Below are 13,196 nucleotides of genomic sequence, written 5' to 3' on the forward strand. Positions count from 1 at the left end.
ATTGACGATATGGCGAAGCAACCGGCCAAAGCACCAAGTCAGCGACAGTTGCGCGTGGCGGAGGAAATCCGCCAAGCCCTGTCGCAGGCACTTGAGCGCGGAGATATTTATGACCCGGACCTGACCCGGCGCCCGGTAACCATTACCGGCGTCAGTTTGAGCCCGGATATGCGCAATGCCATGGTATCCTTTACGCCGCTTGGCGGGGGCGAGGCGGAAACCTCGCTTAAGGCGCTAACGCGGCAGAAGGGCCATTTGCGTACCCATGTGGCGCGTACGGTTCATATGAAATACGTACCGGCGTTGCGTTTTGTGGAAGACAAAAGTTTCGATGTCGCCGACCATATCGGTGCCCTCCTGCGTGACCCGCATGTCGCACAGGATCTTGCGGCGGACCGGTCGGACGACCATGAGAATGAGGACGACTGATGGCGCGTCGGCGTCGCGGTAGAAGCATCAATGGCTGGCTGGCAGTCGACAAGCCCTTGGAAATCACCTCTTCGACGGTGGTCAATCAGGTGCGTCGTCTGCTTGATGCGGCAAAGGCCGGTCACGGCGGGACACTTGACCCATTGGCGAGTGGTGTCCTGCCTATTGCATTTGGCGAGGCGACAAAAACGGTTGCCTATGTCATGGATGGTAGCAAAAGTTATCGTGTGACGCTTAAATTCGGCGAAGCACGCAGCACCGACGATGCCGAGGGCGAGGTTACGGCCACCTCGGATCATCGTCCGGATGCAGACGAAATAAAGGCCGTGCTGGGTGAGTTTATTGGCGAAATCCAGCAGGTGCCGCCAAAGTTTTCGGCGATCAAGGTTAATGGCAAGCGTGCCTATGATCTTGCCCGTCGCGATGAAGACGTGGTGCTTAAACCGCGTCCGATTCTGATCAAGGATCTTCGACTGGTCGATATGCCGGATCGCGATCATGCCGTTCTCGAAGTTGTTTCGGGCAAAGGGGCATATATGCGGTCTTTGGCGCGCGATATTGCGCTGCGCCTGGGTTCTGTCGGCCATATATCCGCCCTTCGCCGCACGTCGGCGGGGCCGTTTCCTGAAACGAGTTCCATTCCGCTTGCGGAGTTGCTTGAAATGGATCCGGATGCGGTGTTGGAGAAATTGCTTCCGGTCGAGACCGCGCTGGACGACATCCCGGCGCTGGCCCTGACCGAAGTCGAGGCGCAGCGGCTATCGAGTGGGCAACCTGTCGGGTTGTTGCCGGTGGCAAAACGCAGTGCCCTCGAAACCCCCGTCGTGCAGGACGATATCGTCTGCGCCATGCTCCATGACCGCGCGGTTGCGTTGGCGGAGATAAGTGGCGGCGAAATCCGGCCTGTACGTGTTTTTAATCTCTAAAGGCGAAAGGATGCCTGATGTCGATTACTGCTGAACGCAAAGCTGAGCTGATCAAAGAATACGCTCAGAAAGACGGTGACACCGGTTCCCCCGAAGTCCAGGTTGCAATCCTGACCGAGCGGATCAAGAACCTGACCGAACACATGAAAGAACATAACCACGACTTCCATAGCCGTCGTGGTCTTCTTATGATGGTTGGCCAGCGCCGTCGTCTGCTGAAGTACCTGCAGCGCAAAGACCAGTCGCGTTACGAGACCGTTATCGAACGCCTCGGTATTCGCCGCTGATATCGAACTGCGGCGGAGGTGGTTGATCCCCTCCGCCGTCGTTTTTTTAATGTCCCGAGCGGATCGGGAAACACGGGGAAGCAGGGTCGGATGGGCCGACCTCTTTGCTTGGTCCGGACCCATTAATTATGCAGCTTTTATGAAAGCCTCATAATTAATGTGTTCGGAACTCGTGTATGACTATCCGGGTCCGCTGAAGGTTTGTAAGAGGAAGAGAAAATAATGTTTAATGTCGTCCGCAAGGAAATGCAGTGGGGCAATGCCAAGCTGGTTCTCGAAACCGGTAAGGTCGCGCGTCAGGCCGATGGTGCCGTCATGGTCACCTACGGCGAGACCGTTGTGCTTTGTACCGCTGTTGGCGCGAAATCACCGCGCCCGGATATCGACTTTTTCCCGCTGACCGTGAACTATCAGGAAAAAGCATTTGCTGCCGGTAAAATCCCGGGTGGTTTCTTCAAGCGTGAAGGCCGTCCTTCGGAAAAGGAAACTCTGGTTTCGCGTCTGATCGACCGTCCGATCCGTCCGCTGTTCCACCCGCTTTATCGTAACGAAACCCAGATCGTTTGTACCGTTCTGTCCCATGACATGGAAAACGATCCGGACGTGGTTGCGATGATCGGTGCGTCTGCGGCGCTGACCATTTCCGGTCTGCCGTTCCTTGGCCCGATCGGTGCTGCGCGCGTCGGTTACAAAGACGGCGAATATATCCTGAACCCGGCAACCGAGTCGGTTAAGGAAAGCGACCTTGATCTGGTTGTTGCCGGTACCCGTGACGGTGTGATGATGGTTGAATCCGAAGCCAGCGAGCTTTCGGAAGAAATCATGCTTGGCGCCGTTAAATTCGGTCACGAGCAGTTCCAGTCGGTTCTTGATCTGATCATTTCGCTGGCCGAAGATGCCGCGAAAGAGCCGCGCGACATTGCAGAACTGCCGGAAGGCTATGATGCGCTGGTCGAAAAAGTCGCTGCCCTTGGCACCGATGGACTGACCAAAGCATACAGCCATGTCGTCAAGCAGGAGCGTTCGGCTGCTGTTTCTGACGCCAAAGCCGCGATTGCGGGAAAACTGGCCGAAGAAGAAATTGCCGATGCCCTGAAAGGCAAGGTTTCGTCGATCATCAAGGATCTGGAAAAAGACATCGTTCGCGGTGCGATCCTGAAAACCGGCAAACGTATTGATGGCCGTACAGGTGCTGACGTTCGCCCGATCCTTGGCGAAGTTTCGGTTCTGCCGCGTGCACACGGTTCGGCGATTTTCACCCGTGGTGAAACCCAGGCACTTGCCGTTGCCACCCTTGGCACCGGTCAGGATGAACAGATCGTTGACGCGCTTGACGGCGAATATCGCGAAAACTTCATGCTGCACTATAACTTCCCGCCCTACTCGGTTGGTGAAGCTGGTCGTATGGGTTCGCCGGGCCGTCGTGAAATCGGTCATGGTAAACTGGCATGGCGTGCCCTGCACCCGCTGATGCCGGGCAAGGACGCCTTCCCTTACACCATTCGTATCGTTTCTGAAGTAACCGAATCGAATGGTTCGTCCTCGATGGCGACCGTTTGCGCAACCTCGCTTGCGATGATGGATGCCGGTGTTCCGCTGGCACGTCCGGTTGCCGGTATTGCCATGGGTCTGATCAAGGAAGGCGATGATTTTGCCGTTCTGTCCGACATCATGGGTGATGAAGATCACCTTGGTGATATGGACTTCAAGGTTGCCGGTACCGAAAAAGGTATCACCTCGCTGCAGATGGATATCAAGATCACCTCGGTGACCCCGGATATCATGCAGATCGCACTCGGCCAGGCCCGTGACGGCCGTCTGCACATCCTTGGCGAAATGTCCAAAGCGCTTCCGGAAGCACGTGGTGAAGTTTCGGGCAATGCACCGACCATCACCCAGTTCTCGATCCCGCGTGACAAAATCCGTGACGTTATCGGGTCGGGCGGCAAGGTCATTCGCGAAATCTGCGAAGAAACCGGTGCGAAGGTCGATATCGAAGACGATGGCTCGATCACTGTTGCACATACCGACGGTGCAAAAGGCAAACAGGCAGTCGATTGGATCAAATCGATCGTTGCGGAACCTGAATTGAACCATATCTATGATGGTAAGGTTGTTAAGGCTGTCGACTTTGGCGCATTCGTCAATTTCTTTGGCGCGCGCGACGGTCTGGTCCATATCTCCGAACTGGCGCAGGAACGCGTCAAACAGGTTTCGGATATCGTCAAGGAAGGCGACGCGGTCAAGGTCAAGGTCATTGGCTTTGATGATCGCGGCAAGATCAAATTGTCGATGAAACGCGTTGACCAGGAAACCGGTGCCGATCTCGACGCCGGCGACGCTGAATAATCCGATCTGATAGACCGGACGGCGATAACAACAACACGCCGTCCGGTTTTCCAAATGCGATGCCGGGGCATCGCTGGCGATGAAAAGCCGAATGGGAGAGACGAATTTGAAAGCCCTTAAACCGCTCGTCATGTCTGGAAAAGAGGTCTTGCCACTGATTGAAGGTGGCAAAGGTATCGCTGTTTCGACGGGTAAAAGTTCCGGCGCATGGGCAGCTGCTGGTGGCATCGGGACGTTTTCCGCCGTCAATGCCGATTCTTATGACGAAAATGGCAATCTGGTTCCGGTCGAATATGCCGGAAAAACCCGCGGTGAGCGCCATCAGGAACTGATCGCCTATGGCATCCGCGGCGGTATCGCCCAGGCACAGATCGCACACGAAATGCGCGGCGGTGAAGGCCGACTGCACATGAACGTTCTGTGGGAAATGGGCGGTGCGGAAGAAATTCTGCGTGGTGTGCTTGAGGGCACCAAGGGTCTTGTCCATGGTGTGACCTGTGGTGCGGGTATGCCTTATAAGGTATCGCAGATCGCAGCCCAGTATGGCGTGCATTATTACCCGATCGTCTCGTCGGCGCGCGCATTCCGTGCCTTGTGGCTGCGGTCGTATAAAAACACCCCGGAATGGCTTGGCGGCGTGGTCTACGAAGATCCATGGCGTGCCGGTGGCCACAATGGCCTGTCAAATTCCGAAGACCCGCTTGTGCCCGAAGACCCGTTCCCGCGGGTTGCAGCCCTTCGCGAATACATGAATTCGGTCGGCCTGAATGAAGTTCCGATCATTATGGCGGGTGGCGTCTGGTTCCTGCGTGACTACGAAGACTGGCTTGATAATCCGGAAGTTGCCCCGGTGGCGTTCCAGTTTGGAACCCGTCCGCTGCTGACCAAGGAAAGCGAAATTTCCGAAGAATGGAAAAACCGTCTTCTGACGCTGCAGAACGGCGACGTGTCGTTGCATAAATTCAGCCCGACCGGTTTTTACAGCTCGGCTGTTCGGAACGACTTCCTTGAAGATCTTCATCAGCGTTCCGATCGTCAGGTCCGTTATTCGCGCACCGCAGAGGCTGATCTGCATGTCGGTATTCCGCTGGGTCGTCGCGGTCGTCCAATCTATGTCCGCGAAGATGATGCCGACAAGGTTCGGGCATGGCTTGATGCTGGTTATACTGAAGGCATGCCGACACCCGATGAAACCATGGTGTTTGTCACGCCTGACAGTGCGCTGACGATCAAGAAAGATCAGATCGATTGCATGGGGTGCCTGTCACAGTGCCAGTTCTCGAACTGGGAACAGCATAGCGGCACCACCGGCAAGCGTGCCGATCCGCGTTCATTCTGCATCCAGAAAACGCTTCAGAACATTGCACATGGTGCGATGGTTGAAAACGAGCTGATGTTTGCCGGTCATAATGCCTATAAATTTGGTGAAGATCCGTTCTACGCCAACGGCTTTGTCCCGACGGTCAAACAGTTGGTCGACCGGATCGCCACGGGCGATTAGGTTAGACAACAAATCAGACACTGGACTTTTACGGATCAAGAAGGGGTCGGGTTTCCGACCCCTTCTTGTTGTTTGATCCCCTATAGGCCATTGAAAATCGGTATGATTGGAGTTGATCAAAATCAAAGAAAGGTGCGTCTTGGTTCCTTAATATACGCTTGGATTTGATCGGGAACCGGGCATTGGCCGGTCCTGAAAAGCGTATGAAGGGACAATTTCATGACGACGAACCCGCGTCCTTACACCCATGCCCTGAACCGCCTGAAAGAGGCCGGGTTGCGCCCGACCCGTCAGCGCTTGGCATTGGCCCGCCTGCTGTTTGATAATGGTCATCGGCACATCACCGCCGAACAGCTTCATTCCGAAGCCATGAGCCAGAATATCAAGGTATCCTTGGCGACCGTATACAATACGTTGCACCAGTTCACCGAGGCAGCGCTTCTGAATGAAATCGTGATCGATTCCGGTCGATCCTATTTCGATACCAATACCGCCCCGCATTACCACTTCTATTGCGAAGAAGACGGCATGCTTAGCGACATACCCGCTGATGCGGTGCAGCTTGCACGCGTCCCCAATATGCCCCGTGGTACGGAATTGGCGTCGGTTGATCTGGTGTTTCGTTTGCGGCGCCAGTCGGCCCGCAACGCTGCCTGATTGCTATTGGGTCGGTTTATTCGGCAGGGCTGTGTCGCAAATATAGCGGTGCGGTGACAGCGAAATGACGCGTCGATGAAAACCGCCTGAAATGGCGCGAAACGTCCCTTCAGTGCTTGACGGGCAGGGTTTTCAAGACAAATACAGAGGCGACGGTTCCACATGGAACGGTCGCCCTTTTTATACCTATGTGTGTGACAGCAACACCGCATATTTCAGACTTCAATGACAAAAAAGGAAGCCCGTAATGGTGCTCAAGGGAACACGGACCGAGGAACTTCTGCGTGCGGCATTCGCATCTGAAGCACAGGTCAATCGTCGTTATCTTTATTTTGCGCAGCAGGCCGATATCGAAGGCCATCCGGAAATTGCCGAAATGTTCCGCGCCACCGCCGAAGCCGAAACCGGCCATGCCTTTGGCCATCTCGAATTTCTTGAAGAGGTCGGCGACCCTGCAACCGGGCAGCCGATTGGTACCACTAGGCTTAATCTTGAAGCCGCATTTGCCGATGAACAGAACGATGCCAGATCCCGATATCCCGAAATGGCCCGTATTGCGCGCGAAGAAGGTTTTAACGATATTGCCGACTGGTTTGAGAGCCTTGCGCGTGTCGAAGATGCCCATGCCGCCCGAATGGAACGCGCCCTGGCATCTTTTGGGACTGTTTCCGAACCGGTGGAATAAGGTTGAAGACAATCCGACGATGCTTTTACAGATATAGCGCCTTTCTGCTTCTGGTGATGTTAATGGCACCGCTTGCGGCCAAGGCACAATCGTCGGTGGACCTTGACGATATCCTGACCCATGCGGGGGCGTTTGGAGCCCTTGCAGGCCGTGATGATCGCCCACCGTGGTGACGTGATCGCGACGCAGGGCTACCATGGTAGTTCCCCCGATCAGGCGGCCAATATCAAATCCGCATCGAAATCGATTATTTCGGCATTGGTTGGCATTGCCATAGAACGTGGTGTTTTGACCGGTACGGATCAGAAAATCGCCCCCCTTGCTGCGGGATCAGTTACCTGCCGATCCCGACCCCCGACTGTTTGATATTACCATCGGGCATCTTTTGTCGATGCAGGCCGGCCTGGGGCGGACATCGGGGCAATATTACGGTCAGTGGGTCGCGCAATCGAACTGGGTGCGTGCTGCTCTTGCCCGCCCGTTTGCCGACGATCCGGGTGGTGACATGCTGTATTCGACCGGCTCAAGCCACCTGCTGTCGGCCATCCTGACACGCCAAACCGGAAAATCGACGCTGGAACTGGCGCGTGAATGGCTGGGGCCATTGGACGGTTTTGCTATTACCGCTTGGGATCGCGACCCTCAGGGTATTTACTTTGGTGGGAATCAGATGGCGATGAGCACCAGATCGCTTCTGGCTTTTGGCGAACTTTACCGGAATGGCGGGCGTACCGCGGATGGCAGACAGATCATCACGCAAAGCTGGATCGATCAAAGCTGGCAGCATCGGACAAATTCACGCTTTACCGGCGATGAATACGGTTATGGTTGGTTTATGCGCGATCTTGCCGGGCAGGATGTGGTCTATGCGTGGGGATATGGTGGGCAGATGCTTTACATCGTTCCTAGCCTTGAATTAACCGTGGCGATGACATCGGACGAAACAAAACCCTCGGCCCGAACCGGATACCGCGATCAGCTGCATGGCTTAATGGCCGATATCATCGACAGGATAGAAGCAGATGCAGGCTGATCGGGGTGAGCGGACTTTTTATTGAGCCGCAATCCGTTCTGAAAGGTATTCGGCGGTGTGGCTATTGCCGGTGATCGGTCCGCGCAAAACAACATGCGGATGACCAAGCGAATTGCGTTCGACATGCCCATCAACCTGGTACACATCACGCAAAAGATCACGATCAATCACATTGGCGCATTCGCCAAATGCCACCATGCGGCCATCGCGAATCGCCATGGCGTGATCGCAATATTGCAGCGCATGGTTAAGGTCGTGGATCGCGATCAGGATGATTATTTTCTGGCGCTTGGCGATATCGCGCATGAAAGACAGGACCTCCATCTGACGATGCAGATCAAGGGCTGAGGTCGGCTCGTCCATCAGCAGGATTTCGGGTTCACGCACCAGCGTCTGGGCAATGGCAACCAGTTGGCGTTGACCACCACTAAGTTCGCCCAGATTGCGGGCGGCCAGATCAGAAATCCTAAGGGCGGCCAGAATATCGTCAATCCGGGCCAGTTCATCGGTCTGAACGCGCAATGACGATCCCTGTTTGGCGGCAAGGATAACCGACTCGTAAACAGAAAGAACCGCGTTTGATCCGGTGTCCTGCGGCATGTAGCAAATCGTGTTGCGGCTATAATTCGCCGTTTCGACATGCACTTTTCCGCCACCCTTGGCAAGACCGGCGACCCGTTTGAACAGGCTTGATTTGCCCGCTGCATTCGGGCCGATGACGGCAATTACGTCGCCCCCCATCAGAACCGGCGTACTAACACCGGAAACCACCTCGGCGCGGCCATAACGGGTGCCAATGTCTTCAAGACGAAGTGTTGTTACCATGATTTCCTCCGGCTTGCGAAAATCAGCGAGAAGAAGAACGGTACGCCGACAAGCGCGGTAATTACCCCAATGGGCAGGATTGCGCCGGGGACCAGAAGTTTTGACAGAACCGACGTCGCCGACAGGATCAACGCCCCGCACAGGACGGATGCCGGCAGGAAGAAACGCTGATCCTCGCCCACCAGCATGCGGGCGATATGCGGCCCGACCAGACCGATGAACCCGATGGTCCCGACAAAGGAAACCGGGATTGCCGCCAGCATACTGACCAGCAACATCGTCTTCAGGCGCAACGACTGGACATTTACCCCGAAACTTTCCGCTTTGGCATCTCCCAGCCGAAGGGCGGTGAGTGCCCAGGCCTGGCGGGTAAACAGCGGAAGGGCGATGGCAACCGCTATGGCCGTGATGGCAACCTTGGACCAGGTTGCCTTGACCAGACTGCCCATGGTCCAGAATACGACCGCGGCCAATGCCTGTTCGCTGGCGAGATATTGCAGCAACGCCAGAAGCGCGTTGAAGGTAAAGACCAGCGCGATCCCCAAAAGGACGATGGTTTCAACCGTGACACCGCGCATCCGGCTGAAGAAATGAATGATCAACGCGGTCGCCATCGCCATGAGAAAGGCATTGATCGGAATAATGAATTCGACAAAAGCCGGCAGGATCGCGACCCCGAGAACCAGTGCCAAGGCTGCACCGAAACCGGCCGCAGCCGAGATACCCAGCGTAAACGGGCTGGCGAGCGGGTTGGCCAGGATGGTTTGCATTTGCGCGCCCGCGGTCGAAAGGGCCGCACCCACGGTCAGCGCCATCAGGGCGACCGGCATGCGAATTTCCCAGATCACGACGCGCAACTGATCGCTGGCATCCGACGGGTTCAGCAGTGCGAAAATCACATCAGCCAGCGGATAATTGGCCGGGCCGGTTGCCAGATCAACAGCAAATGACAGGAACAGCGTAATTGTCATGCCGCTCAGGATCAGGATACGACGCAGGGAACGCGCCTTGTAATGCGCGCTCCCTGCCATAACGGTGGTTTGATCGGAGATCATGGAAATCAGTTCTGATCGCTGATGGAAATGAAGTAACCCGGCTGATAATCGATCGGTAGAAATCTTTCATGCAGTTCGCGGAATGATGACTCCGGTTCGATATCGGCAAACAAATCCGGGTGGAACCATTTTGCCATTTGTTCGATCACCACGAACTGATAGGGGCTGTTATAGAATTGATGCCAAACGATGTGGATATTGTTGTTTTTGGTCGCCTTGATATCCCGGAATGCCGGGCGTTCTGTCAGGCCAATCAATTTGCGTTTGGCTTCTTTCATGTCAGCTCCGGGACCAACAGGAACCCAGCCCATGCCGGGTGCATATGCTTCCCAGTCACCGCCAGTACCGACAAATTGGTCGGGGTTGCTGGCAACAACCTGTTCCGGGTTAATTGTGCCGAAAGTGCCCGGAATGATATCGGCTGCAATGTTTTTGCCACCGGCAAGTTCAACCATTTTACCGAAATTCTCATTACCAAACGACATGCAGCATTCGTCGGAATAACCGGCAGCACGTTCGATGAAGACGTCGGGTATTTTGGGGTTGGCCTTGGCAAGGCGATCAGTGACCCGTTTGATATGATCGGCGCGGAATTTGATGAATTCCTCGGCGCGCGTTTCCAGACCGGTTAACTGACCAAGAATGCGCATACTGGTTTCCGTGTTCTTCATCGGTGATTCACGGAAGTCGATATAGACCAGCGGAATACCTACAGCAGCGAGTTTTTTGTCAAGGCTGGCATCATCGGTCGCACCCTTTGCTTCAAGGTTCATCACAATGACATCAGGTTTAAGCGATATGGCCTGTTCGACATCGAATGTTCCATCCTTGATACCGCCAAACGTCGGCAAGCTATCAATTTCCGGATACTTTGCTGCATATATGCCGTAACCTTGCGGATCGGCTTTTTTAAGATCATCGCGCCAGCCAACGACTCGCTTGAACGGCGCGTCGGTATCAAGCGTCGCGAGGCCATAAATCAGACGACCTTCGCCAAGAATAAGCTTTTCTGCCGGAACTTTGACCGAAACTTCGCGGCCTGCCACATCGGTAATCGTGACGGTTTCTGCTGCGTGAACGGTCCCCGCGACCATTAACGCAACGGCAGCAATAGCGCCAAAAATTTTCATCCCCGTACCCTTATTTAGGATTGCCTGACCGCGGCATTATCATTTATTGAGAATGCAAATCAATACTTTTCGCAATAATTGATTTTTTTATGGATTTGGTGATATTTGGCGCGGTATCTGCCGCCGTGTGATCCCCGCAAGATCGCGCGGCCTTTTGCAGAGACAGGCTATTGGGGATTCTTCGAACGATGACGACGCATTCAAGCAATTTCAATCTGCGTGACGAGATCAAGGAATACTGGTCAATGCGCGCCGACACGTTCGATCAACAGCCTGGGCACGAGATTTTTTCAGATCAGGAACGTCTGGCGTGGCACGACCTGTTTCGCCGTCATCTGGGCGACGGGACCGGCAAACATGCGCTTGACCTTGCCAGTGGCACCGGCGTTATCAGCCATTTGATGCATGACATCGGGTTTGAGGTTACCGGGCTTGATTGGTCCGAAGCGATGCTGGAAAAGGCGCGCGCCAAATCGAAACAGCGTCAGTCCAATATCCGTTTCCTTCTGGGCGATGCGGAAAACACGCTTGAAGACGATAACAGCTATGACGTCATCGTCACCCGGCATCTGGTCTGGACGCTTGTTGATCCGACAGTAGCCTTTACCGAATGGTTCCGGGTTTTGAAACCGGGGGGTAAGCTTCTGGTGGTTGATGGTGATTTTGTTTCCCCGACCTGGATCAGCAGCTTAAACAAGGTGATGGCAGGTTTCCTGAAATCCCTTGGTTTGAAGCGCGAAGCAGCCGAAATACCGCAACTGAAAACCCATCAAGATATTCTGTCGCGCGTTCATTTTTCGCAAGGCGCGCGGGCCGATGAAGTGACATCGATGTTGAAAACCGCCGGATTTGATCCGGTTGTTGCCGATTTCAACATGCGCCAGATTCACCGCGCCCAGTCAAAACACCTTACGCTTGCCAAGGGCTTGGAACGGGGAGCCCAGCACCGTTATGCCATCTGCGCGACCAAGCCGTAGAAGGTCACACAGAATTGGCTGATTGCAGGCGACCGGAAAACATTGCGATGTCGTGGCGCATCGCATCCAGCAACGGGTGAAGTAGCGCAAGTTGCGCATCTTCCGTGCCCAGCTTAACCGTCAGGTAATTACCCTAATCAAGTTTGATGCTGATTTCGGTTTTGACCGAATTGGCAAGAAAGCAGGCCTCGTGGGCCGCGTGATGCAGTTCGGCCTCGACCTCGGCCGTCGGCGCTGCAGCGGCATAGGTGACCTTGGGGTAAAGTTCGACCCGGGTGATGACGGTTTTGCCGTCCTGCTTTTCCATGACACCGGTTGCAGCATCGACATAACTGTCGACGACGATTTTCCGGCGTGATGCGAAGTCAAGGAAGAACAGCATGTGGCAGCTTGAAAGGGCCGCCACATAGGCTTCTTCGGGGTCGACATTTTCGGCGACGGAATAGGGCAGTGGCACGACATGCGGGGATGAGGATGCGGGGACTTCGACCCCGCCGTCAAATCGCCAGAGATGACCACGGCTATAGCGGCGGTCGGCAAAGTTTGCGCCGTCGCGTTGCCATGTGACTTCTGCACCGAAACTGCTCATTGAGGGGCTCCGCTTTCGGGGTGGACGACAAGTTGTCGTGATGTGATGCCGATGTGTTTTTCAATGATTTCGACGGCTTTGTTGACATCGCCAAGGCTGCATACGGCTAGCAAGTCATTATGTTCTTCATAAAACGCTTTGCGCGCCTGCGATCCTGCGGGTTGCCGGTGATAGGAACGGCGCGCTTCGCCGCGTAATTCGTCAATCATCTGCAACAGGCGACCATTACCACACGGGGCATACAGGGTCCGGTGAAAGGCGATATCGAGTTCCTCAATGATCTCCGGGTCTTCTTCTTCAAAAAGTTCGTCGTTCAGGCGGATCCCCTTGCGCAGGTCGCGTTGTGTCAGATGCGGGATCGAGAGGATAAGAGCGGTTGATTCAAGTGAAATACGAATTTGCGACAGTTCGTGGGCCTCGTTAGCGCTTAAACCGTTTACCGCGAGGCTGCGGTCGGAACGTTTGGTTAGTAATCCGTTTGCCAGCAAGCGTTCCAGCGCTTGACGCACCGGCTGGCGGCTGACGCCAAATCGTTCGGCCAGCCGTTCCTGTTTCAGGATTGTGCCGGGCGAAAGGGTGCCGTTTTCTATTTCGCTTTGAAGCGTTTCAGTGATTTTATTTGGATCCATGGATCCAAAGTCATGCAAATTTGCCAAAGAGTCAAGTGGGTTCCGTTGGGATGAATTCACCCAAAATTAAATGCGACAGCGTCGAAAATCCTGGCCGCGGTTTATTTGTATGAGGGTTTAACTC

Annotated in this window: 15 protein-coding genes; 10 read left to right on the plus strand and 5 right to left on the minus strand. The window is 54.8% G+C overall.

Features of this window, described 5'->3' with window-relative positions; genetic code table 11:
- Positions 1-9 precede the first annotated feature (9 nt).
- The 9 genes from rbfA to IT971_RS21925 all read left to right on the plus strand — a co-directional run bounded on the left by rbfA (position 10) and on the right by IT971_RS21925 (position 7,867).
- Positions 10-429, plus strand: coding sequence for a 30S ribosome-binding factor RbfA (rbfA, locus tag IT971_RS21890; protein WP_007088416.1), 420 nt, complete (start codon positions 10-12; stop codon positions 427-429).
- Positions 429-1,355, plus strand: a complete 927-nt coding sequence (truB, locus tag IT971_RS21895; RefSeq protein ID WP_007088415.1) for a tRNA pseudouridine(55) synthase TruB — start codon at positions 429-431, stop codon at positions 1,353-1,355. Before rbfA ends, truB begins: the two co-directional genes overlap by 1 nt.
- A 17-nt stretch (positions 1,356-1,372) precedes the next feature.
- The gene (gene rpsO / locus IT971_RS21900) at positions 1,373-1,642 is read left to right on the plus strand and encodes a 30S ribosomal protein S15 (protein ID WP_007088414.1); all 270 of its coding nucleotides are present in this window, start codon (positions 1,373-1,375) and stop codon (positions 1,640-1,642) included.
- Positions 1,643-1,864: 222 nt separating this feature from the next.
- Entirely contained in the window at positions 1,865-3,991 is a 2,127-nt protein-coding gene (pnp, locus tag IT971_RS21905; protein ID WP_063092200.1) for a polyribonucleotide nucleotidyltransferase, read from the plus strand.
- A 106-nt stretch (positions 3,992-4,097) separates the two neighbouring features.
- Positions 4,098-5,492 carry a nitronate monooxygenase family protein gene (locus tag IT971_RS21910; protein ID WP_037989291.1) on the plus strand — a complete coding sequence of 465 codons (1,395 nt, stop codon included), beginning with the start codon at positions 4,098-4,100 and terminating at the stop codon, positions 5,490-5,492.
- A gap of 219 nt (positions 5,493-5,711) precedes the next feature.
- A complete protein-coding gene (gene irrA, locus IT971_RS21915) occupies positions 5,712-6,149 on the plus strand; it encodes an iron response transcriptional regulator IrrA (protein WP_007088411.1) in 438 nt (145 codons plus the stop codon).
- A 247-nt stretch (positions 6,150-6,396) separates the two neighbouring features.
- Positions 6,397-6,834 carry a rubrerythrin family protein gene (locus tag IT971_RS21920; protein WP_063092199.1) on the plus strand — a complete coding sequence of 146 codons (438 nt, stop codon included), beginning with the start codon at positions 6,397-6,399 and terminating at the stop codon, positions 6,832-6,834.
- 150 nt (positions 6,835-6,984) lie between these two features.
- Positions 6,985-7,200, plus strand: a complete 216-nt coding sequence (locus IT971_RS22490) for a hypothetical protein (RefSeq protein ID WP_252724165.1) — start codon at positions 6,985-6,987, stop codon at positions 7,198-7,200.
- Positions 7,201-7,225: 25 nt separating this feature from the next.
- On the plus strand, positions 7,226-7,867 hold the full coding sequence (locus IT971_RS21925) for a serine hydrolase (protein WP_252724166.1): 642 nt from the start codon (positions 7,226-7,228) through the stop codon (positions 7,865-7,867).
- A gap of 18 nt (positions 7,868-7,885) precedes the next feature.
- On the opposite strand, the gene IT971_RS21930 is transcribed toward IT971_RS21925, so the two are convergent.
- Genes IT971_RS21930 through IT971_RS21940 form a run of 3 tightly spaced genes read right to left on the minus strand, consistent with a single transcriptional unit; the run spans position 7,886 to position 10,877 of the window.
- The gene (locus IT971_RS21930) at positions 7,886-8,692 is read right to left on the minus strand and encodes an ABC transporter ATP-binding protein (protein WP_063092198.1); all 807 of its coding nucleotides are present in this window, start codon (positions 8,690-8,692) and stop codon (positions 7,886-7,888) included.
- Entirely contained in the window at positions 8,686-9,747 is a 1,062-nt protein-coding gene (locus IT971_RS21935; protein ID WP_063092197.1) for an iron ABC transporter permease, read from the minus strand. The genes IT971_RS21930 and IT971_RS21935 overlap by 7 nt, the downstream gene beginning before the upstream one ends.
- 5 nt (positions 9,748-9,752) lie before the next feature.
- Entirely contained in the window at positions 9,753-10,877 is a 1,125-nt protein-coding gene (locus IT971_RS21940; RefSeq protein ID WP_063092196.1) for an ABC transporter substrate-binding protein, read from the minus strand.
- Between the two features lie 188 nt (positions 10,878-11,065).
- On the opposite strand from IT971_RS21940, the gene IT971_RS21945 reads away from it, so the two are divergent.
- Entirely contained in the window at positions 11,066-11,854 is a 789-nt protein-coding gene (locus IT971_RS21945) for a class I SAM-dependent methyltransferase (protein WP_063092195.1), read from the plus strand.
- Positions 11,855-11,987: 133 nt separating this feature from the next.
- Here IT971_RS21945 and IT971_RS21950 read toward each other — a convergent pair whose 3' ends face one another.
- A complete protein-coding gene (locus tag IT971_RS21950; RefSeq protein WP_063092194.1) occupies positions 11,988-12,443 on the minus strand; it encodes an OsmC family protein in 456 nt (151 codons plus the stop codon).
- Positions 12,440-13,072 (minus strand): GntR family transcriptional regulator, encoded by a 633-nt coding sequence (locus IT971_RS21955; RefSeq protein ID WP_063092347.1) that lies wholly within the window; start codon positions 13,070-13,072, stop codon positions 12,440-12,442. Before IT971_RS21955 ends, IT971_RS21950 begins: the two co-directional genes overlap by 4 nt.
- Positions 13,073-13,196: the final 124 nt, after the last annotated feature.

Origin of the sequence: Thalassospira sp. B30-1 (assembly GCF_015767575.1) — a bacterium.
Taxonomy (GTDB): domain Bacteria; phylum Pseudomonadota; class Alphaproteobacteria; order Rhodospirillales; family Thalassospiraceae; genus Thalassospira; species Thalassospira xiamenensis.

Bases quoted from the DNA above. Each gene is read 5' to 3' on its own strand.
- IT971_RS21930 (WP_063092198.1), bottom strand. From the start codon at position 8,692: ATGGTAACAACACTTCGTCTTGAAGACATTGGCACCCGTTATGGCCGC.
- truB (WP_007088415.1), top strand. From the start codon at position 429: ATGGCGCGTCGGCGTCGCGGTAGAAGCATCAATGGCTGGCTGGCAGTC.
- IT971_RS21945 (WP_063092195.1), top strand. From the start codon at position 11,066: ATGACGACGCATTCAAGCAATTTCAATCTGCGTGACGAGATCAAGGAA.
- irrA (WP_007088411.1), top strand. From the start codon at position 5,712: ATGACGACGAACCCGCGTCCTTACACCCATGCCCTGAACCGCCTGAAA.
- rbfA (WP_007088416.1), top strand. From the start codon at position 10: ATGGCGAAGCAACCGGCCAAAGCACCAAGTCAGCGACAGTTGCGCGTG.
- IT971_RS21955 (WP_063092347.1), bottom strand. From the start codon at position 13,072: ATGGATCCAAATAAAATCACTGAAACGCTTCAAAGCGAAATAGAAAAC.
- IT971_RS21950 (WP_063092194.1), bottom strand. From the start codon at position 12,443: ATGAGCAGTTTCGGTGCAGAAGTCACATGGCAACGCGACGGCGCAAAC.
- IT971_RS21925 (WP_252724166.1), top strand. From the start codon at position 7,226: ATGCAGGCCGGCCTGGGGCGGACATCGGGGCAATATTACGGTCAGTGG.
- IT971_RS21920 (WP_063092199.1), top strand. From the start codon at position 6,397: ATGGTGCTCAAGGGAACACGGACCGAGGAACTTCTGCGTGCGGCATTC.
- pnp (WP_063092200.1), top strand. From the start codon at position 1,865: ATGTTTAATGTCGTCCGCAAGGAAATGCAGTGGGGCAATGCCAAGCTG.
- IT971_RS21935 (WP_063092197.1), bottom strand. From the start codon at position 9,747: ATGATCTCCGATCAAACCACCGTTATGGCAGGGAGCGCGCATTACAAG.
- IT971_RS21940 (WP_063092196.1), bottom strand. From the start codon at position 10,877: ATGAAAATTTTTGGCGCTATTGCTGCCGTTGCGTTAATGGTCGCGGGG.
- rpsO (WP_007088414.1), top strand. From the start codon at position 1,373: ATGTCGATTACTGCTGAACGCAAAGCTGAGCTGATCAAAGAATACGCT.